General features: G+C 50.4%; 19 protein-coding genes. 10 read left to right on the forward strand and 9 right to left on the reverse strand.

Annotated features, from left to right (window positions below):
• Nucleotides 1-61: 61 nt before the first annotated feature.
• The 8 genes from AC3WQT_RS23310 to AC3WQT_RS23345 form a co-directional block, all read right to left on the reverse strand.
• On the reverse strand, nucleotides 62-1,036 hold the full coding sequence (locus AC3WQT_RS23310; RefSeq protein ID WP_492707548.1) for a branched-chain amino acid ABC transporter permease: 975 nt from the start codon (nucleotides 1,034-1,036) through the stop codon (nucleotides 62-64).
• 11 nt (nucleotides 1,037-1,047) lie between these two features.
• Complete coding sequence (locus AC3WQT_RS23315) at nucleotides 1,048-1,932, reverse strand: branched-chain amino acid ABC transporter permease (RefSeq protein ID WP_492707550.1); 885 nt, start codon at nucleotides 1,930-1,932, stop codon at nucleotides 1,048-1,050.
• A gap of 304 nt (nucleotides 1,933-2,236) precedes the next feature.
• Nucleotides 2,237-3,457 carry an ABC transporter substrate-binding protein gene (locus AC3WQT_RS23320; RefSeq protein WP_492707552.1) on the reverse strand — a complete coding sequence of 407 codons (1,221 nt, stop codon included), beginning with the start codon at nucleotides 3,455-3,457 and terminating at the stop codon, nucleotides 2,237-2,239.
• A gap of 76 nt (nucleotides 3,458-3,533) precedes the next feature.
• The gene (locus AC3WQT_RS23325; protein ID WP_492707553.1) at nucleotides 3,534-4,268 is read right to left on the reverse strand and encodes an ABC transporter ATP-binding protein; all 735 of its coding nucleotides are present in this window, start codon (nucleotides 4,266-4,268) and stop codon (nucleotides 3,534-3,536) included.
• Nucleotides 4,265-5,038: an ABC transporter ATP-binding protein gene (locus AC3WQT_RS23330; RefSeq protein WP_492707554.1), complete on the reverse strand. Its 774-nt coding sequence runs from the start codon at nucleotides 5,036-5,038 to the stop codon at nucleotides 4,265-4,267. Before AC3WQT_RS23330 ends, AC3WQT_RS23325 begins: the two co-directional genes overlap by 4 nt.
• 187 nt (nucleotides 5,039-5,225) lie before the next feature.
• The gene (locus AC3WQT_RS23335) at nucleotides 5,226-6,845 is read right to left on the reverse strand and encodes a GMC family oxidoreductase (RefSeq protein WP_492707556.1); all 1,620 of its coding nucleotides are present in this window, start codon (nucleotides 6,843-6,845) and stop codon (nucleotides 5,226-5,228) included.
• Nucleotides 6,846-6,866: 21 nt separating this feature from the next.
• Complete coding sequence (locus AC3WQT_RS23340) at nucleotides 6,867-7,904, reverse strand: NAD(P)H-dependent flavin oxidoreductase (protein WP_492707558.1); 1,038 nt, start codon at nucleotides 7,902-7,904, stop codon at nucleotides 6,867-6,869.
• Between the two features lie 823 nt (nucleotides 7,905-8,727).
• Nucleotides 8,728-10,224: a CoA-acylating methylmalonate-semialdehyde dehydrogenase gene (locus tag AC3WQT_RS23345; protein ID WP_492707560.1), complete on the reverse strand. Its 1,497-nt coding sequence runs from the start codon at nucleotides 10,222-10,224 to the stop codon at nucleotides 8,728-8,730.
• Between the two features lie 113 nt (nucleotides 10,225-10,337).
• Between AC3WQT_RS23345 and AC3WQT_RS23350 the strand changes: the two genes are divergently transcribed.
• From AC3WQT_RS23350 to AC3WQT_RS23365, 4 genes are all read left to right on the forward strand, one after another.
• Complete coding sequence (locus tag AC3WQT_RS23350) at nucleotides 10,338-11,222, forward strand: LysR family transcriptional regulator (RefSeq protein WP_492707562.1); 885 nt, start codon at nucleotides 10,338-10,340, stop codon at nucleotides 11,220-11,222.
• A 118-nt stretch (nucleotides 11,223-11,340) separates the two neighbouring features.
• Entirely contained in the window at nucleotides 11,341-12,069 is a 729-nt protein-coding gene (locus AC3WQT_RS23355; RefSeq protein WP_492707563.1) for a substrate-binding periplasmic protein, read from the forward strand.
• Nucleotides 12,069-12,341 carry a hypothetical protein gene (locus AC3WQT_RS23360; protein WP_492707565.1) on the forward strand — a complete coding sequence of 91 codons (273 nt, stop codon included), beginning with the start codon at nucleotides 12,069-12,071 and terminating at the stop codon, nucleotides 12,339-12,341. The genes AC3WQT_RS23355 and AC3WQT_RS23360 overlap by 1 nt, the downstream gene beginning before the upstream one ends.
• Before the next feature lie 116 nt (nucleotides 12,342-12,457).
• Entirely contained in the window at nucleotides 12,458-12,904 is a 447-nt protein-coding gene (locus AC3WQT_RS23365; RefSeq protein WP_492707567.1) for an FKBP-type peptidyl-prolyl cis-trans isomerase, read from the forward strand.
• 25 nt (nucleotides 12,905-12,929) lie between these two features.
• Here AC3WQT_RS23365 and AC3WQT_RS23370 read toward each other — a convergent pair whose 3' ends face one another.
• Nucleotides 12,930-13,214 (reverse strand): hypothetical protein, encoded by a 285-nt coding sequence (locus AC3WQT_RS23370; protein ID WP_492707569.1) that lies wholly within the window; start codon nucleotides 13,212-13,214, stop codon nucleotides 12,930-12,932.
• Between the two features lie 175 nt (nucleotides 13,215-13,389).
• On the opposite strand from AC3WQT_RS23370, the gene glpK reads away from it, so the two are divergent.
• The 6 genes from glpK to AC3WQT_RS23400 all read left to right on the forward strand — a co-directional run bounded on the left by glpK (nucleotide 13,390) and on the right by AC3WQT_RS23400 (nucleotide 19,821).
• A complete protein-coding gene (glpK, locus tag AC3WQT_RS23375) occupies nucleotides 13,390-14,859 on the forward strand; it encodes a glycerol kinase GlpK (RefSeq protein WP_492707570.1) in 1,470 nt (489 codons plus the stop codon).
• Between the two features lie 71 nt (nucleotides 14,860-14,930).
• Nucleotides 14,931-15,461: an SRPBCC family protein gene (locus tag AC3WQT_RS23380; RefSeq protein ID WP_492707572.1), complete on the forward strand. Its 531-nt coding sequence runs from the start codon at nucleotides 14,931-14,933 to the stop codon at nucleotides 15,459-15,461.
• 57 nt (nucleotides 15,462-15,518) lie between these two features.
• Nucleotides 15,519-15,893, forward strand: a complete 375-nt coding sequence (locus tag AC3WQT_RS23385) for a hypothetical protein (RefSeq protein ID WP_492707573.1) — start codon at nucleotides 15,519-15,521, stop codon at nucleotides 15,891-15,893.
• A gap of 177 nt (nucleotides 15,894-16,070) precedes the next feature.
• On the forward strand, nucleotides 16,071-17,285 hold the full coding sequence (locus AC3WQT_RS23390) for a BtaA family protein (RefSeq protein WP_492707576.1): 1,215 nt from the start codon (nucleotides 16,071-16,073) through the stop codon (nucleotides 17,283-17,285).
• Between the two features lie 8 nt (nucleotides 17,286-17,293).
• Nucleotides 17,294-18,418, forward strand: coding sequence for a hypothetical protein (locus AC3WQT_RS23395; protein ID WP_492707578.1), 1,125 nt, complete (start codon nucleotides 17,294-17,296; stop codon nucleotides 18,416-18,418).
• An 893-nt stretch (nucleotides 18,419-19,311) separates the two neighbouring features.
• On the forward strand, nucleotides 19,312-19,821 hold the full coding sequence (locus AC3WQT_RS23400; protein ID WP_492707579.1) for a DUF2059 domain-containing protein: 510 nt from the start codon (nucleotides 19,312-19,314) through the stop codon (nucleotides 19,819-19,821).
• The last annotated feature ends 72 nt before the right edge of the window (nucleotides 19,822-19,893 follow it).

Here is a 19,893-nt window from a genome sequence, read left to right on the forward strand (position 1 = left end):
AAAAGAAAAAGCCCCGGGAATTTCTTCACGGGGCTTTTTTGCTGCTGGCAATTCAAAACTTTCAACCAGCCTTGCCATTGCGTTCCACATACGCCATCAATTCACCCACGATGCCACGGCGGAAAGCCAGTACGCAGACGATGAAGATCAGGCCAGTAACGATGGTGACAGAGTCCCCTATCGTGCGGAACCATTCTATCGTCGTCACGTTCGCCAGCAGGTTGCCCAGGTCGCCGAGTTTGTTTTCCAGCGCGATGATGATGATGGCACCAACTATCGGGCCTACCAGCGTGCCCAGACCGCCCACCAGGGTCATCAGCACCACCAGGCCAGACATGGACCAGTGTACGTCCGTCAGCGTCTCAAAACCCAGTACCAGGGTTTTGGTGGCACCAGCCAGGCCAGCCAGTGCAGCTGACAAAACGAAGGCCATCAGTTTATAACGGTCTACGTCATAACCCAGCGAAATGGCGCGTGGCTCGTTTTCCTTGACGGCTTTCAAGACCTGACCAAAAGGAGAATGTACGGTGCGCATGACCAGGGCAAAACCGGCGATCGCAATTGCCAGCACAAAGTAATACAAGGTCAGGTCAGAACCCAGGTCCACCATACCCAGTAGTTTGCCACGTGGCACACCTTGCAAACCATCTTCGCCACCGGTGAACTTCGCTTGCAGGAAAACGAAGTAGAGCATCTGCGCCAGGGCCAGCGTGATCATGGTGAAGTAGATACCCTGGCGGCGTATCGCCAGTGCACCCATCACCAGGCCTATCAGGGCTGCTGCCCCTACTCCCAGCAAGATCCCCAACTCGGTCGGCAAACCGGCATCACGCAAAGCCCAGCCTGCGATATAACCGGCAGCACCAAAGAAGGCAGCATGGCCAAAGGACAGCAAACCGGTAAAACCGATGAGCAAATTAAAGGCACAGGCAAACAGGGCGAAGCACAAGAGCTTCATCAGGAACACCGGATAGACGATAAACGGTGCCGCCAGTAACAAGGCAAAAGCAATGCCGTAACTGATTTTCTTATTCATGGTGGCTCCGTTCATTTTTCTTTACCGAACAAACCGGCAGGGCGGATCATCAGGACAATCGCCATGACGATGAACACAACAGTCGCCGACAGCTCAGGATAAAACACCCGCGTCAGGCCTTCGATAATGCCCAGGCCCAGGCCTGTCAAAATCGACCCCAGGATAGAGCCCATGCCACCAATCACCACCACCGCAAATACCGTAATAATCAGGTTGGAACCCATCAGCGGTGACACCTGTATGACAGGTGCTGCCAGCACGCCGGCAAAGGCTGCCAATGCCACACCGAAGCCATAAGTCAACGTCACCATCAGCGGCACATTGACACCAAAGGCTTCGACCAGCTTGGGGTTTTCAGTACCGGCACGCAGGTAGGCACCGAGCTTGGTTTTTTCGATAACGAACCAGGTCGCAAAGCACACCACCAGCGAGGCCACCACCACCCAGGCACGGTAATTAGGCAAGATCATGAAGCCAAGATTGGTCGCCCCTGTCAGCGCATCAGGTACCTGATAAGGCTGGCCAGACACACCATACACTGAGCGGAATACACCTTCCAGCATCAGCGTAATACCAAAGGTCAGCAGCAAGCCATACAGATGATCAAGCTTGTACAGCCAGCGCAGCATGGTCTTTTCTATGATGATGCCAAACAGGCCCACCAGCAAAGGCGCAGCAAGCAGCATGACCCAGTAATTGATACCAAAATAATTCATGCCCATCCATGCAAGGAAGGCACCCATCATATACAGGGCACCATGGGCAAAGTTAATCACATTGAGCAAGCCGAATATCACGGCCAACCCCAGAGACAGCATCGCGTAAAACGAGCCGTTGACCAAGCCCAGCAAAAGCTGGCTTAGCATCGCTTGCAGCGGAATACCAAATATTTCCATGGCACGCTAAATAAAAAATGGATGGAAAGGTGAAGACCTCTCAACACAGACACACAGACACACAGAGTCACAGAGAAAATCATTTCTTTCTGCCTACTCCCTAAGTACTTCTTCTGCGAAAAATCTAGAGTTGAATGACTTCAATTTTGCAAACGTGAAGGTCGCGACAAAGTCCGCGACCTTACCCGTAAAACAAGAGCAATGCTGAAATTCAATTATCGGGATGCAGAGCAAGGCGCAAAACGTAGCAATACGAAAGTATTGCGAGGCTTTGCAACGCCGCTATGCGCCCGAGAATTGGATTTCACTTCCAGAGGGAACATTTGGATTCGGATTTAGTGGTAAATGCCTGCTCACCCGGAATAGTCTGCGCCACTTTGTAATAATCCCAAGGCTCTTTCGACTCGGCGCTGGTTTTCACCTGCATGAGGTACATGTCATGGATCATGCTGCCGTCGCCACGGATGTAACCGTTCTTGGCATACATGTCATTGACCTTAGCAGCCTTCAGTTTTTCCATGACCTTGGTCGTGTCATCCGTACCTGCTGCCTTGACGGCATTCAGGTAAGTCAGGGTCGCAGAGTAATCAGCCGCTTGCAGGCTGGAAGGCATTTTCTTCATTTTTTCGAAATAGCGACGTGACCATTTGCGCGCTTCTTCATTCTGGTTCCAGTACCAGCTATCGGTCAGGTACATGCCGTTAGTGGCATTCAGACCCAGGGAATGGATGTCATTGATAAACATCAGCAAACCAGCCAGTTTCATGGTCTTGGTGACGCCAAATTCATTGGCTGCTTTAATCGCATTGATGGTGTCGCCGCCAGCATTTGCCAGGCCCAGGATTTGTGCCTTGGAAGCTTGTGCCTGCAACAGGAAAGAAGAGAAATCAGATGCCGACAAAGGATGCTTGACCGAACCTGCGACTGTGCCGCCATTGGCTTTGACGACGTTGGCAGTGTCACTTTCCAGCGAAGCACCAAAGGCATAATCAGCCGTCAGGAAATACCAGCTCTTGCCACCTTGCTTGACAACGGCAGAACCCGTGCCTTTTGCCAGTGCCACGGTATCGTAAGCATAATGAATTGTGCTTGGTGTGCATTCTTCATTGGTCAGGCGGGCAGAGCCGGCTCCAATGGAAATAAAGATGCGTTTCTTTTCAGCCGCCACTTTGGACATGGACAAGGCTGTACCTGAATTGGTGCCGCCAATCAGCATGTCTACGCCATCGCGATCAAACCATTCACGTGCGCGGCTGGCGGCAATATCGGCCTTGTTTTGATGGTCAGCTGTGACCAGCTCGATTTTTTTGCCCAGTACCGTGCCGCCAAAATCGGCAATCGCCATCTTGATGGCTTCTGCGCCACCCTGACCATCGATATCAGAATACAGGCCGGAAATATCGGTGATGAAACCGATCTTGACCGTGTCACCAGATACTTGCGCATTTGCATTCAGCGCAAAACCAGCGAGTGCGGCGGAAACTGCGAGACTTGCTACTTTTAATTTCGTGAATGTTGCTTTCATGCGTCTTCTCCAATCATATTTTTATTCAACCCTGCTTCACCAAGACAGCGAGGCAGTTACCTTACAGATATACATCCTACACACCCAACAACTCATTCAAGACCGGCATTTTTTCCTGCAATTGCGCAGACGCAAAACTCTCGACGATCTGCCCATGCTCCATGACATAAAACCTGTCCGCCAGCGGAGCAGCAAAGCGGAAATTCTGTTCCACCATGACGATGGTATAACCCTTGGATTTCAGCATCGTGATCATGCGCGCCAAAGCCTGCACAATGACGGGTGCCAGGCCTTCGGAAATTTCATCGAGCAACAGCAGACGGGCACCGGTGCGCAAGATACGTGCTACCGCCAGCATTTGTTGTTCACCACCGGACAGGCGTGTGCCCTGACTGTTTTTACGCTCAGCCAGATTGGGGAACATCTCATAAATCTCGGCCACCGACATGCCCTTGTTATCTTTCGATACCGAGGGCGGCAACATCAGGTTTTCTTCTGTGGACAAGGAGGAAAATATCCCCCGCTCTTCCGGGCAATAACCCACACCCAGATGCGCCACTTTATGGGTAGGCAGATGGATAGCTTCTTGCCCATTGATCTTGATCGACCCCTTACGTGCACCAGTCAGGCCAACGATGGCGCGCATCGTCGTCGTGCGCCCGGCACCATTGCGACCGAGTATGGTCACCACTTCACCCTGATTCACTTTGAGGTTCACATCATGCAGGATATGCGATTCACCATACCAGGCTTGCAGGCCGGTAATTTCCAGCGCCGGGCTGGTATTTGCATTCGTATTTGTAGCACTCATGCATGCGCCCCTTCCAGTTCACCACTGGTACTGCCCATATAGGCTTCCATGACTTTGGGATTGGTGGAGACTTCCTGGTAAGTACCTTCGGCCAGCATGGCACCGCGCTGCAAGACAGATATCTTGTCGCAAATACCCGACACCACGTTCATATTATGTTCCACCATGAGGATAGTGCGGCCGGCCGACACCTTCTTGATAAGCTCGGTCACCCGGTGCACATCTTCATGGCCCATGCCCTGCGTAGGTTCATCGAGCAACATCATTTCTGGTTCCATGGCCAGGGTGGTGGCGATTTCCAGGGCGCGCTTGCGGCCATAGGGCAGATCGACAGTCACGGTGTCGGCAAAGGAAGTCAGGTCAACTTCGGCCAGCAATTCCATGGCACGGGCATTGAGCTGGTTCAGCGACTGTTCGCTTTTCCAGAAATGGAAGGATGTGCCCAGTTTTCTTTGCAGGCCTATGCGCACGTTTTCCATCACCGTCAGGTGCGGGAACACCGCCGAGATCTGGAATGAACGTATGATGCCCTGCCGTGCGATCTGGGCTGGTTTGGCCGAGGTAATATCGCGGCCATTGAACAGGATTTGTCCCGAAGTCGGGACAAGAAATTTGGTCAGTAAATTGAAACAGGTGGTCTTGCCGGCACCGTTAGGGCCGATCAGGGCGTGGATATGCCCACGCTGTACCTGCAAATTCACATCGCTTACAGCTGTGAAGCCCTTGAACTCTTTGGTCAAGCGCTTAGTCTCCAGGATGACGTCGGTCATCTCTTCTCCTTATTGTCTGGCTTATGGTTATTACTCCAACGCGACAACACTTCCTTTATTTTTTGGAAGTTTTTATATTAGCTTTTTATAATACCCAGCAAACCGATTTCTAAACAATACGGTATAACTACCATAAGTAATTCCACGCAGAAAAATTCCCTCCTGTACTGACTCAATTTTCATCCGTTCAGCTTGCCAATATACTCCTGGCCGCCTTCTCTGCAATCATCACAGTAGGCGAGTTGGTATTACCTGAGGTTATAGTCGGCATAATAGAAGCATCAGCCACGCGCAGGCCAATTATGCCTATTACGCGTAAAGTGCTGTCGACTACTGCCTCAGTATCATCCACTCTTCCCATTTTGCAAGTGCCTACCGGATGGAAGATCGTCGTTCCTATATCCCCTGCTGCTTTGGCCAATTCTTCTTCAGTCTGGAACTGTGCCCCCGGCTTCATTTCTTCAGGCTGGTATTTTTGCAAGGATGGCGCAGCAACTATCTTGCGTGTCAGTGTCAGGGAGGCCGCTGCTACTTTGCGGTCTTCTGCCGTCGTCAGGTAATTGGGCACAATCTTCGGTGCTGCGGCGGCATCATTGCTGGCAATGCGCACATGACCACGCGAAGTAGGGCGCAGATTGCAAACACTGGCGGTGAACGCCGGGAAATCATGCAGAGGGTCACCAAATTTCTCCAGTGACAAAGGCTGTACATGGTATTGCAGATTCGGTGTAGTCTGACTGGCATCCGAACGGGTAAATGCCCCCAGTTGCGACGGTGCCATCGACATCGGGCCACTCTGGAACATGGCATATTCCAACCCTATGCGCGCCTTGCCTATCAGGCTGTTAGCCATCTTGTTGAGCGTTTTGGCACCAGTGATTTTGAATGCAGAACGTATCTGCAAATGGTCTTGCAAATTGGCGCCGACGCCAGGCAATTCATGCACCACATCAACCCCTACCTGTTGCAAATGTGCCGCATCTCCTATGCCGGATAATTGCAAAATCTGTGGTGAGCCTATGGCACCTGCTGCCAATACGGTTTCCTTCACAGATTCGGCAAACCAGCTGCGACCACCGCCTATGAATTCCACGCCCGTGCAGCGCTTACCTTGTTCATCATTCCTGATGACCAGTTTTTGGACCTGGCAACCCGTCATGATGGTCAGGTTGGGCCTGCTTGCTGCTGGCTTCAGAAAAGCCTTGGAAGCATTCCAGCGCACACCACGTTTTTGATTCACATCGAAATAGCCACAGCCTTCATTATTGCCACGGTTAAAGTCATTACTGTTAGGGATGCCGACTTCGGCTGCTGCATTGCGGAAGGCATCCAGGATTTCCCAGGACAGCCTTTGTTTTTCCACCCGCCATTCACCGCCCTTGCCGTGGAATTCTGCATCATCGCCGTGATGGTCTTCGCTCTTCTTGAACAGTGGCAAGACATGCTCCCAGCGCCAGCTATCGTCACCTGTCAGTTCTGCCCATTGCTGGTAATCCCTTTCCTGGCCACGCATGTAAATCATGCCATTGATGGATGAACTGCCGCCCAGCACCTTGCCACGCGGATAAATCAGGCTACGGCCATTCAGACCAGCCTCCGCCTCGGTACGGAACATCCAGTCTGTGCGCGGATTATTGATGCAGTACAGGTAACCAACGGGGATATGTATCCACACATAATCATCCTTGCCACCCGCTTCTATCAGCAAAACCCTGTTATCAGGATTCTTGCTGAGGCGGTTCGCCAATACACAACCTGCAGTACCGGCACCGACGACGATGTAATCAAACTGTCCTGCTGCTTCCATACCGTTTTTCCTTGTTCCTGATTAATCTTGCATTTCCGCGATCAGTGCAGCCATCAGCTCTGCCACGCTCATATCCCTGGTCGCTGCCATGCCCTGCCCGGCCCACATGGACATCAGTTCAGTATTCGCTGCCTTGGCAGCCGCTGCGCGTATGGAACCCGTCAGTGCGTTCTGTATCGGATAGGCAGGTACTTTGTCAGCCACTGCATCCATGGTTTGCATGAAATGATTGTTGAGACCGCGTGCAATACGGCCAGAAAAAGCGCGGGTCTGGCGTGTCGTATCGCTGCTGCTTTCCAGCAGACGTTGTTTATAGGCAGGGTGAATGGCTGATTCCTTCGTCGCCAGGAATGCCGTGCCCATCTGCACCATCTGCGCGCCCGCCTGCAGTACTTGTTTGATCTGCCTGCCATCCATGATGCCGCCAGCAGCGATAACCGGTACCTGCATATGTGGCTTGCAGGCTTCCAGCAAGGCAGACAGGCCCAGAGTGGAATCTTTTTGTGCGCCGATGAACGTCCCGCGGTGACCACCCGCCTCCACCCCTTGCAGGCAAACCGCATCCGCCCCCATGGCTTGCCAGACGATGGCTTCCTGAAGATTGGTGGCAGTGCCAACCACTTTTATTCCCGCATCATGCAGGCGCTGCAACTGGCTACCGTGCAGCACATCAAAGGTAAAGCTGGCGACTGCAGGGCGTGCCGTGATCAGGGCATCGAGCTGGGCTTCAAAATCTTCACACCAGCGGGTTGGCGTCGGCAAGTTGTCCCAGCCCAGTTCTTCACAAACTGGTTGCAGCAAGAGCTTGGCAGCTTCAAGAGCCGCAAAATCGACTTGTGGACGGGTTTGTACGAACAGGTTAATCGCGAAGGGTTTGTCCGTCAGTCTTCTGATGTGTTCAGCCTGCTCTATGATGGCTAGCGGAGTCAGCAAGGGAGCGGCCAGGGAGCCCAGGCCGCCTGCATTTGACACTGCGGCCACCAGTTCCGGGGTGGTGGCGCCACCAGCCATGGGGGCTTGGATGATGGGGTGGGGGCAGAGGGTTGGCAGGCTGGGCATTTAGGGCTCCGGGTTTATTTAAGTGAGTTGTTGGAAACAGGTAAATCAGGCTTTCATCAATTGTCGTGTTTGTACGCTAACTCATTTACTCACTTCTGTCACTGTATTGCGATTGCAGGTCGGGGGTAGCCCGACAGCTACTCACTTTTCTTGTCTCGCCAAGAAAAGTAAGCCAAAGAAGGCGACCCAGGCGTAGCCGCCCCTGCGGGGTTCCCGTTTATGCAGTACAAAAAATGGGAAATGCCCGAAACTCGCTGCGCTCAAACACGTGCATTTCTTAATCCATTTTCTGTACTACACAAACGGCGTCTACACATGGGAACTACAAAAGTCAAAAACAGCAGCAACCCCAAAACCCCGGTTGATTGACCACTCTCAACGACATTATCGTAACGGTTGCATTGACGTTGCAGTTGCCGTTGTTTTTGAATCTGTTCTTGACCTTAATCCGCTTGGGACGATGTAATTTGTGCTTCACGGAAAATGGATCAGAAAGCTTCGTTGTTTGAGCGCAGCGAGTTTCGAAGCTTTCCCATTTTTTGGGACGCACAAATTATGCTGGAGCGTAGCGTAAGCACCCGGAGGGCGAGTCTGCGGTCGCCTTTCTTTGAATACTTTCTTTGGCGAAGCAAAGAAAGTATTTCGGTCGCCGGGCCGAGACCCGGCTTGTGTCTACGGAGTGCAATCGCTTTAACAAAGACTCAAGCATGCAACGAACGCCACTAGGCTCTTGCCTTCGCAGGAGCGACGACAATCTGATTGCCGTTTATCGACAGAACCCCATCCTCATCCCTACTGTCTCCTTGAAGGAAGCAGTTCGTGGTTACTTCGCCACCGGCATCGTAAACTCCGCCCCTTTATCTATGCTATCCGGCCACCTCTGCATGATGGATTTATAGCGCGTATAAAAGCGTATACCCTCTTCGCCATAGGCATGCACATCGCCAAACAAGGAGCGCTTCCAGCCGCCGAAAGAATGCCAGGCCATGGGGACGGGGATAGGTACATTGATGCCCACCATGCCGACCTGGATGCGGCGGGAAAATTCGCGGGCTGTGTTGCCATCCGAGGTAAACAATGACACGCCATTACCAAATTCATGGCGGTTGATGAGCTCAACAGCGGATGCAAAATCCGGGACGCGGACTATGCACAGAACCGGGCCAAAAATTTCTTCGCGATGTATTTTCATGCCCTCTTTGACATGGTCAAACAGGCAGCCGCCGAGGAAAAAACCGGACTCATGACCAGGGACTTTAAGGCCACGGCCATCGACCAGCAATTGCGCACCTTCGGTTATGCCTTCAGCAATATAAGACTCGATTTTTGCCTTGTGCTGGGCTGTCACGACCGGGCCCATTTCGGCATCAGATTCCATGCCGTTCTTGATCTTCAAAGCTTCCACTCTGGGTACCAGGGCTGCTACCAGTTTGTCGGCCACATTACCAACGGCAACAGCCACCGAGATCGCCATGCAGCGTTCACCGGCAGAACCGTAAGCCGCACCCATCAGGGCATCGACAGCTTGTTCGAGGTTGGCGTCGGGCATGACGACCAGGTGGTTTTTTGCACCGCCCAGAGCCTGCACGCGCTTGCCCATGCGGGTGCCTTCGCTGTAGATGTATTCAGCGATAGGGGTGGAACCTACGAAAGAAATCGCCGACACATCAGGGTGCTGGAGCAAGGCATCGACCGCCACTTTATCGCCCTGTACGACATTGAAAACACCATCCGGCAAACCAGCTTTTTTAAGCAAGTCAGCTATCAGCAAAGAGCAGGAAGGATCGCGTTCAGACGGCTTCAGGATGAAGGTATTGCCAGTCGCAATCGCCAGCGGTGCCATCCACATAGGCACCATGAAGGGGAAGTTGAAAGGCGTGATGCCAGCAGTCACACCCAGCGGTTGGCGCAGATTGTAATTGTCTATGCCGCCGCCGATATTGTCCGAGAATTGCGACTTCAGCAGTTGTGGCATACCGCAGGCAAATTCGACGATTTCTATGCCGCGCGTGACTTCGCCCATGGCATCTGACAAAACCTTGCCATGTTCACGGGTAATCAGGGTTGCCATTTCCTTGTGATGCTGGTCCAGCAATTCCTTGAACTTGAACATCACACGGGCACGTTTCAGCGGCGCAGTTTCTGCCCAGGCCGGCGCGGCAGCCTTGGCGGCGGCGATGACGGCATGTACTTCCGCAATGCTGGCGAGGGCAACACTGCCTGTCACTTCGCCAGTAGAAGGGTTGAATACATCTTGCTGGCGGCCACTGGCAGAAGCATAGGCCTGGCCATTCATATAATGCGCGATTGTGGATGTCATAAGTAAACCTTAGAGATAATGTGAAGTTTTTTCTGCGGTGACACAGAGATTAATTCACTCGTCCTGGTTAATCCAATGAGTTATTATCAATAGCAATATAAGGATGGCTAATAATGGACTTGATACAACTACGCGCCTTTGTCGCCGTGGCGAAAGAAGGCAATTTGACACGGGCAGCAGAACAATTGCATGTGACCCAGCCCGCCGTCAGCCTGCAAATCAAGTCCTTGCAAGATGCCTTGCAATTAAGTTTATTCACACGTAGCGCCAGTGGCATGCGCCTCTCCAACGATGGTGCCAAACTCTTGCCTTACGCAGAAAAAGTCATTGCCAGCATGGCTGAATTTCGCCAGGCCGCCCATAGTATGCACAGCACCATTTCTGGTGAACTGGCGATAGGCACCATACTTGACCCTGAGTTCACCCGTCTCGGTCTATTTTTGAAGCGTCTGGTCGAGACTTATCCACAGTTATCCACAAAATTGCAGCAAGGCATGTCTGGTACAGTCTTGCAGCAAATTCGCGCCGGTACCCTGGATGTGGGCTTTTATCTCGGGCAACCGCCCGACGATGGTAAAACGCCTTGCCACAGCCAGGTGCTGACACCATTTACCTATCGCGTCGTGGCACCCAAGGGTTGGAAAAACCGGGTTGCAGGCCAAGGCTGGGCCAGCCTGGCCAAATTGCCATGGTTGTGGACGCCGGCAGAATCAGCACATCACCGGCTGCTCAGCCAGATCTTCGCCGGGCTAGGAATTATGCCCAACAAGGTTGCCCTGGTAGACCAGGAGCCGACCATGCTGGATCTGGTGAAGTCTGGCGTAGGTCTGAGCCTGATCCGCGATTCCATTGCCATACGCGAGGCCCATGCACACGGGCTGGTGATCGCTGACGCCGTCAGTATTACTACAGAACTAAGTTTTATCTGCCAGGAAAAACGCCAGCATGAAGCCATGATCGCAGCGAGTTTTGCCTTGTTGAAAACAATCTGGGTATAGATTGCAACCCGCACTGTCTCCTCAGCCGCACACCTGAGTTCAAAACAAGAAAATATCTGCCTTTATTGGAAATTCAGCGGTATATTTCCAGCACTTATTTATTTCGGAAACAAAGTTCGTGAAATTCTTGCTATCCAGTTTGCTTGTATCTCTGGCCACCGTTCCTGCATTTTGCCATGCAGAAACGATCAAACTGCTTATCCAGGAATATGCACCTTTCACCCATACCGATCTCAAAAGCGGCGAAATCCAGGGTGCGCTGACCGAAAAGATACAAGAAATCCTCAAGCGCGCAGGTGACAATTACAGCATCAGCAGCACGTCTCTGGCCCGTGGCCTTAATTCCACGCTGAATGACGACAATACCTGTTTGTTCGGTTTTCGCCGTACACCTGAGCGTGAGAATTCGTATAAATGGGTAGGCCCACTGGTCACCGACAATTGGGTCTTATATGCCCGCAAAACCGAAACGCGGGTATTGAAAAGTTTTGAAGACGCCAAACCTTATTCCATAGGCTCTTACAAAAATGCAGCCACAGGTTTGCAACTCAGCGAACAAGGCTACAAAATAGAATTTGCGAGCCAGGACGAAGATAATCCGCGCCTGCTGGTGAATGGCAGGTTGAATTACTGGATAGTTTCAGAGTCACATGGCATGCTCATTGCCCAACAACAAGGATTTGGCAATGACATTGCGCGTGCCATCAAATGGAAAAGCATAGAATTGAATATGTTATGCAATGTCCGCATGGATAAGCAGCGTATAGAGCTGTACAACAAAATCAATAAAGAACTGGATAACGACGGTACCATGGAAAAAATCATGCGCAAATACGGGATCAGATAATGGCCAGATCAACCAAGGCCGCCTATGCCGTAAACCGCCTGCGCGAGCGCAGCAATGCACCTTACTCCATGGTAAGCCTGGCCGATGGGCGTTTTTCACTGACCCTGGCCAATCTGGAACAGCCAGATGAATTGCCAGCCAGCGTCAGCGATGCCATGGAAATGGATGAATTTGTCGCCTATGTGAATAACTTGCAAAAACTGGCTCCAAAAAAAGCCAGCAAACTGGATGTCGCCTTTGAGAAAAAACTGGCAGCGGCCAAGCAAAAATAGTAGGCAATACAACAAATCATCATTAATATTTACGCAAAATTGCTCCAGCAGATAAATGCGGAAGCTGCAATGCAGCCGCAGCTGTTTTGCGTTTATTGTCACATAAGGAAAACCGAATGAAATACAAATGTCTTAGCGCCCTGCTCGCCAGCACTCTGTTCACTGGCATTTTGTCCATCTCACCAGCCCAGGCGCAAGCGCCTGACAGCGTGGTCATCAGCAGGCTGACTAAAATCGATGAAAAAGTTGGCACAGGCAAAGAAGCGCTTGCAGGTAATACCGTCTATGTACATTACACAGGTTGGCTACACGACCCTTTCGCCAACCGCGAACGCGGTGCCAAGTTTGACAGCTCGGTAGGTCAGCAGGCTTTTTCCTTTTCCATAGGCTCAGGCCGTGTCATCAAGGGTTGGGAACAAGGTGTTGCAGGAATGAAGGTAGGCGGCAAGCGCACCCTGATCATTCCGCCAGAACTGGGCTATGGTGCAGCAGGAGCAGGCAACGGCATGATACCGCCGAATTCCTATCTGATTTTTGATATTGAATTACTGGATGTGAGATAAATTCAGATGTCTCTGGCCAAAGCCTTCAGCTCAACTGCCTGGCTTTGATTTCCTGGACATCTGTCCAGATGGATTCATAAGAATAGATGGCGTAAAAGAAGATGGAAATCGCCAGCACTGTCGCCATGGTGCCTGCATAAAACAGCAGGCTAAGACCAGCAGGGAAAATATATTGATACCAACCCAGCAGACTGGCGGCGACCATGGCAAAAAAAGACAGATTAATCAAGCGGCGGCTTTTACGCATGGTGCCCAAAGCAAATAAGACCAGCACCAGTAAAGACAAAGAAAAATTGAGTAAACCCGCCACAGACTTGCCTTTCTTGCTTAATATTAAATCAATAATCTACTATATCAAATTCAATCCTGTTTGCCATTGCACTAATGGCTAAAATTGTAACCAGACGTCAGCATCAGGCTGAAAATTTTTCATTCTGCATTTTTCTGATCTTCATCCATGAGGCTCAGATGCATCAGGAATTTTTATGACATATCTGCTTGCACTAGACCAGGGTACTTCCAGTTCGCGCAGTATCATCTTCAATGAGCGTGGTGAATTAATCGCCAGCGCCCAGCAAGAGTTTCGCCAGATTTTCCCGCAGCCAGGCTGGGTAGAGCACGACGCCATGGAAATCTGGCAAAGCCAGTTTGCCACCTGCCAGCAAGTCATGGCCAAAGCCGGTTTACAGGCAAATGACATCGCCGCGCTGGGCATTACCAACCAGCGCGAAACCACGGTATTGTGGGACAGGAAGACTGGCCAGCCGCTCCACCATGCCATCGTCTGGCAAGACCGCCGCACCGAGGCTTATTGCGATGAATTGCGCCAGCAAGGCTATGCAGCACGCATACAGGCCAAGACTGGTCTGATACTTGACCCCTATTTTTCAGCTACCAAACTCAAGTGGTTGCTGGATAATATTCCCGACGCGCGCCGCCGCGCCCATGCCGGTGAACTGGCTTTCGGTACCATCGACAGCTGGCTGGCCTGGCAACTCAGTGAAGGCAGCTTGCACGTCACTGATGTCAGCAATGCCTCGCGCACCATGCTGTACAACATCCACGATAATAAATGGGATGAAGAATTACTGAGCTGGTTTGATATCCCCAAAGCCTTGCTGCCTGAAGTCTTGCCATCCAGCCACCAGTTCGGGCATAGCAAGCTGCTGGGTGCGGCCATCCCCATTGCCGGTATTGCCGGTGACCAGCAAGCAGCCTTGTTTGGCCAGGCCTGTTTTACACCGGGTATGGCAAAAAATACTTATGGCACGGGCTGCTTCATGCTCATGCATACTGGCGACCAGTGTCCCAGCTCTCAAAATGGTCTGATCAGCACGGCGGCCTGCCAGACTGATGGCCATGCCCAATATGCGCTGGAAGGTAGTGTCTTCATCGGCGGTGCGGTAGTGCAGTGGCTAAGAGATGGTTTGAAAGCCATACAACATTCCACCGACGTAGAACAACTGGCAGCAACTGTGCCAGATTCTGGCGGTGTCGTCTTCGTCCCTTCTTTCACTGGCCTCGGCGCCCCTTACTGGGTGCCTTCGGCCAAGGGTGCCATCCTGGGCCTGAGCCGCGGCAGCACCGTGGCCCATATCGCCCGCGCTGCGCTGGAATCGATCGCCTTTCAAAGCACCGCCTTGCTGCAGGCCATGGTCAGGGATGCGGTTTTCCCCATCAGGGAACTGCGTGTCGATGGTGGTGCGGCAGCCAATAATATGCTGCTGCAATTCCAGGCTGATTTGCTGGGCATACCCGTGATACGTCCCAAAGTCACAGAAACCACGGCCCTGGGTGCAGCTTATCTGGCAGGTTTGGGAGCTGGTGTGTATAAGAGCATGGAAGAATGCGCAACCCAGTGGCAAATGGAGACGCAATTTACACCAGCCATGAGCCGCGATGAAGCCGCCAGCCTGATGCAAAACTGGGAAATCGCCATAGGAAAAGTAAGATAATCCAGGCATGAGATACCCGCAACTAAGTGGCGACTCGTTCCACCATTTACATTACCAACAGGAGAATAAAAATGAAAATTATTAAATGGTCTGTCGGCATACTGATTATTGCGATAGCCCTGATACTGGCAATTGCTTATTCACTGCCAAATGAATACAAAGTCAGCCGCAGTATTTTGATACGTTCCACACCGGCCAAAATTTTTCCCTTGATCGCCACACCCAAGGAATGGAAAAACTGGTCAGTCTGGAACCAACGCGACCCAAATATGAAAATGGAATTTTCCGGTCCTGAATCAGGTAGAGACGCCGCCTGGGAATGGAAAAGTGAATCGCAAGGCAACGGCGGTATGAAACTCATCCACGCCAGTCCCTTCCGCGAAATCGACTATGAACTGCATTTTGAAGGTATGGGCAAACCATCAACCGGCAGTTTCTTGCTGGAAGCACAAGCAGAAGGCACGAAAATCACCTGGAAGATGGAAGGTAGCAGCGAAGGCAATTTCATGATGAAGCTATTTGCGCCATTTATGGATAAAATGGTGGGTCCTGATTTTGAAGCGGGCTTAAGCAATCTTAAAAAGTTCGCCGAGAAAAATTAATTGCACTTGTAGTCAAAACTACATTGCATCTTCTACCCGATTGCATCAATGAAACTCATGTATTTCCTGATCCTGGCTTTGCAAATGCTGACTGCATTGCCAGCTTCCCCGGTTTTTGCTGCCGCAACTGGCAATACATCTGCCCCGGCCAAAGCTGCGCCAAGTACGCAAGCGGTATTCGTGGTCGCACCAGAAGATTTGCCCAAGCAAAATTCTGGTGTACAAATCGATACGCCCAAGCAAACTGCTCCAGAGAAAAGCCATAAACCGGAAGTCGCCATCCAGGTCTGGTCAGGTCCGGTACCCCTGGCCGGTGGTCTGTGGATACTGGTCGCCTCCATGCCGGTACTGGCATCTCTGTATTTTGCTTACCAGTTACTCATGTTCATCAAAGCCAGACGCCGCCGTTTATCCACAGAGCGAGGTAGTTGAACCGTATCCTTTATCGATAAATCTGTTGATATTGTGAAAAAGCATGATCCTTCCAGGTTCATGCTTTTTTTTGTGGTTTTCTTATACGTTTTTCACATAATCTTCATCAATCTGTCACTTGCCTGTCACCTCTGCATCCTAAAGTCTTCCTTATCCAAAACATAAGCGGAGACCAGCATGTCCACCAAAGCCCTGATAGACAGCGCCGTTTTCAATTCCACCACATCTGGCCGCAAGGGCCTGGCAGACAAATTGTTTGCCCACTGGTTCAGCCGCCTCGTGTATGCCCAGATCTGGGAAGATCCACAAGCTGATCTGGATGCCCTGCAACTAAAACCAGGCGCGAATATCCTGACAATTTCTTCAGGTGGCTGCAACGCCCTGGCCTACTTATCTGCCGAACCAGCCGCAGTCCATGCCGTGGATTTGAATGCCGCTCACCTGGCCATGCTCAATATCAAGCAAACAGCCATCAGGCATTTGCCCGACTATGATGCAGTGCTGGCTTTTTTAGGTAATGCCGACAAGCCCGATAATCTGAAGCGCTATAAACGTCATATACGCATGCAATTGTCAGACGATGCCAGCAATTTCTGGGAAAGTCGCTCTTTGTCTGGCAAACCGCGTTACCATTATTTTACGAATCAGGCTTATCAACATGGCTTGCTGGGTAATTTCATCGGCTTTGCCCATTTTTTTGTACGTCTGATGGGTGGCGACATGAGCAAACTCATGGAGGCTAAAAATCTGCAGGAGCAGGCGCAGTTATTTGAGCAATATGTCGCCCCGGTATTTGAGACCCGCTTATTCCGCCTCATCGCCAGCCAGCCATTGGCGCTGTATAGCCTGGGTATACCGCCGTCACAGTTTGCTGAATTAAAACATGATGCCAAAGATGGCTTGCATCTGCTGTTCAAAGAAAGAATGCGCCATCTGGCCTGTGACTTTCCACTGGAAGAAAACTGTTTCGCCCAGCAGGCATTTGGCCGCCGTTATGACGCAAAAAAACAGGCAGCCCTACCCATGTATTTACAGCAAGAACATTTCCACACCCTGCGCCGCAATATAGACAGGCTGCATCCTCATCATCAAACCCTGACCGATTTTTTGCTGAGCCAGCCACGTGCTTCCATGGACGCCTATCTCTTCCTTGATGCCCAGGACTGGATGGATCAACAACAATTGACAACACTCTGGCAAGAAGTGAATCGCACTGCGGCACCGGGTGCCAAAGTGGTATTCCGTACAGGTGGTAGCGAGTCCCCACTGGAAGCCAAGTTGCCACAAGAAGTACTGGCTGCCTGGCATACCGACGTTGTGCATAACCGTGCACTGTACGCCACTGACCGTTCCGCCATCTATGGCGGCATGCACCTGTACACCAAAATTTAAGCGCCAAATTGCATACCTCATTACCGCCACGCGTGGTGGCAGATGCCCTGTGGCTGTTGACTGCACGTTCACGTGGTGGCCAGCACTGGCTCAATAATGCTACTTGTGATGTCAATGCCATAGAAATTGCCGGGCAAAGCCAGCCAGTCACTTTGCTGGATCAAAGCAGCTGGCAAGAAAGCTATGTCGCCAGCCCGCTTTCTACCTGGTTGCGTTATCCGCGCCAGGAAATACTGCGCCAGGTAGGTCCAAGATGGGAGCAGTCCATCAAACTGGGTAGTTGCGCCATCTTCGGGCCGCTCTCTGCCCTGTTCAAAGCCAGCAAACTGGACCAGGCAGCCATTATTGCCAACCATCTCGTCTCCACCAATCTGTACTCTGACTGGTCAGCAACAGAGATCAGCAAAACTACCGATAAGTTACTAGACACTTATCCACAGCGTCCGCTGATGATGCGTAATATCTGTCCACAGGTGAATCCCGAACTGACTGAAAGCCTGCTCAGCGCTGGCTGGCAGCTATTCCCAAGTCGCATGATTTATTTGTGCGATCCGCAACAAGCCAGCGTCTGGAAACACAATCATGTCAAACAGGATGCCCGCTTGCTGGGCAATACTGAAGTAGAAGTGCTGACACACGAACATCTGCAAACGCAGGATATTGCCGTATTGCAGCAACTCTACCGCCAGCTCTTCATCGATAAGCACTCTTATCTTAATCCCGACTTCAGTGCCGCTTTCTTCGAGCTTTGCCTGGAAACCCAGTTCCTGGAAATGCACGCCCTGCGCTGGCAAGGCCGCCTGGTTGGAGTGCTAGGTATTTATACACATCCAGAGCACGGATGGCTGACTACACCCTTGATAGGTTATGACACCAACCTGCCAAAAGAGCTGGGTTTATACAGACGCCTGATGGCTTTATTACTTAAAACAGCCAAAGATAAAAAGCTGAAACTGCACTACAGCTCAGGTGCCAGCCAGTTCAAACGCGCCCGCGGCGGCCTTCCCCAGCTGGAATATACCGCTATCCATAACCGGCATTTATCCACAACTGCAGTGCAAAGTGCCGCGCTCTTTGGTCGTTTACTCACTACTTTTGCTCCAGCAATACTGAGAAAAGCTGATGGTATTTAAAACCTGACAGCAAAATTTTCATTGATTTATCTGTGGATAAGCCTATGCATATCCACAGGATGAACTGTGCAAAACCATACAAAGCTGTGGAAGAAGATTTTTTATCCCAAAACCGTCCTTTTTTCATACAGGACTTATCAGCACATCTATACATGAACTAAGTACTTGTTTCTGTGGATAAATTAGGACTTATCCACAAAATATCGCGACGTTAACTACTATTACTATGTATATATAAACTAAGTTATCTAATTAAACCCTTTTTGGAAAACCCTGGAAGTTTTTCCTGAAAGATCTGGTTTTGATTCAAATAAAAATGATTGATGCAGAAATTTGATATTTCAAAAAAAAGAAGCTGGCAGCGTTCTTCATCTTTTATAAAAATTCTGGATTCCCCAAAAAAAGCATTCATTTTTTTATTGCAGACAAATTCAAGTGTTGAAAACTGCCTTGTTTCAAAAAATCTATCTCATGACTCTGCCAAAGATCGCCGGCATTCCTAGAAAAACTTCCCTGCAGAGCTATAAATCAGCCTTTTTTAGAAAATTCACGTCGAAAAACAACATTTTTCAAAAAAACTTTGTGGATAAGTCAGCTGATATCCACTGTATTCATTGTGCGTAACTCCAAATTTACTCATCTGCAAGTTTACTGTTCAGATTTTGTCCTGTGGATATACAGACTTTTATCACCGCCTTATCATTCGCCTAAACTCTTGATCCTGTGGATGTTTACCGACTTATCCACAGCAACATGCCTGCGTTAACAACTACTACTATTTATATATAAAGTTATTCAAGTTAAAGGTATCCACAGCTCAAAAAAAGCAAAAAAACAAAAGCAAAAAACTGTCGTAGAATCCGTAACTCATTCAATCCTCCTGGGAAAACACCGTGAAACTATGGTCAAATTTGCTGCTCATTACCTTGCTCGCTTGCGGTACTGCACATGCAGAAAAAGCCACTGAAGCATCGGTCAAAGAATTACTGGTTTTAACGAATAGCCAACAAATACTGAAAAGTACAGAGGCCCAGATAGATGGCGTCATGAAAAACATGATGAAAGCAGCCCTGAAAGACCAGACGATCAGTACAGACCAGCAAAAAGTACTGGATAAATTCAGGGATAAAGTCTTAGATATTCACAAGACAGAAATGACCTGGGAAAAACTCGAACCTATTTTTGTTGAAATCTATGCGAATTCCCTGAGCCAGGAAGAGGTTGACGGCATTGCTGCTTTCTACAGGTCCCCGGCGGGTAAGGCTTATGTCGGCAAAATCCCGGTCATCATTCAACAAAGTCTGGGGGCAATGCAAAAAGTGACCACGCCCATGATGGATAAAATAATTGAAGCTTCCAGGAAAATGGCTGAAGAATTACGCGAACTGGATCAAAAAAAATAAGTTTTCAGCTGAATTTAACGACTAATGCGCTGTAAATAAAAGAATTTACCTGCCTTAGTTGAATTTAGCTGT

It is taken from the genome of Undibacterium sp. FW305-107 (assembly GCF_058788535.1).

Excerpts from the sequence above, each read along its gene's own strand:
- AC3WQT_RS23310 (WP_492707548.1), bottom strand. The coding sequence starts at position 1,036 with ATGAATAAGAAAATCAGTTACGGCATTGCTTTTGCCTTGTTACTGGCG.
- AC3WQT_RS23315 (WP_492707550.1), bottom strand. The coding sequence starts at position 1,932 with ATGGAAATATTTGGTATTCCGCTGCAAGCGATGCTAAGCCAGCTTTTG.
- AC3WQT_RS23320 (WP_492707552.1), bottom strand. The coding sequence starts at position 3,457 with ATGAAAGCAACATTCACGAAATTAAAAGTAGCAAGTCTCGCAGTTTCC.
- AC3WQT_RS23325 (WP_492707553.1), bottom strand. The coding sequence starts at position 4,268 with ATGAGTGCTACAAATACGAATGCAAATACCAGCCCGGCGCTGGAAATT.
- AC3WQT_RS23330 (WP_492707554.1), bottom strand. The coding sequence starts at position 5,038 with ATGACCGACGTCATCCTGGAGACTAAGCGCTTGACCAAAGAGTTCAAG.
- AC3WQT_RS23335 (WP_492707556.1), bottom strand. The coding sequence starts at position 6,845 with ATGGAAGCAGCAGGACAGTTTGATTACATCGTCGTCGGTGCCGGTACT.
- AC3WQT_RS23340 (WP_492707558.1), bottom strand. The coding sequence starts at position 7,904 with ATGCCCAGCCTGCCAACCCTCTGCCCCCACCCCATCATCCAAGCCCCC.
- AC3WQT_RS23345 (WP_492707560.1), bottom strand. The coding sequence starts at position 10,224 with ATGACATCCACAATCGCGCATTATATGAATGGCCAGGCCTATGCTTCT.
- AC3WQT_RS23350 (WP_492707562.1), top strand. The coding sequence starts at position 10,338 with ATGGACTTGATACAACTACGCGCCTTTGTCGCCGTGGCGAAAGAAGGC.
- AC3WQT_RS23360 (WP_492707565.1), top strand. The coding sequence starts at position 12,069 with ATGGCCAGATCAACCAAGGCCGCCTATGCCGTAAACCGCCTGCGCGAG.
- AC3WQT_RS23365 (WP_492707567.1), top strand. The coding sequence starts at position 12,458 with ATGAAATACAAATGTCTTAGCGCCCTGCTCGCCAGCACTCTGTTCACT.
- glpK (WP_492707570.1), top strand. The coding sequence starts at position 13,390 with ATGACATATCTGCTTGCACTAGACCAGGGTACTTCCAGTTCGCGCAGT.
- AC3WQT_RS23380 (WP_492707572.1), top strand. The coding sequence starts at position 14,931 with ATGAAAATTATTAAATGGTCTGTCGGCATACTGATTATTGCGATAGCC.
- AC3WQT_RS23385 (WP_492707573.1), top strand. The coding sequence starts at position 15,519 with ATGTATTTCCTGATCCTGGCTTTGCAAATGCTGACTGCATTGCCAGCT.
- AC3WQT_RS23390 (WP_492707576.1), top strand. The coding sequence starts at position 16,071 with ATGTCCACCAAAGCCCTGATAGACAGCGCCGTTTTCAATTCCACCACA.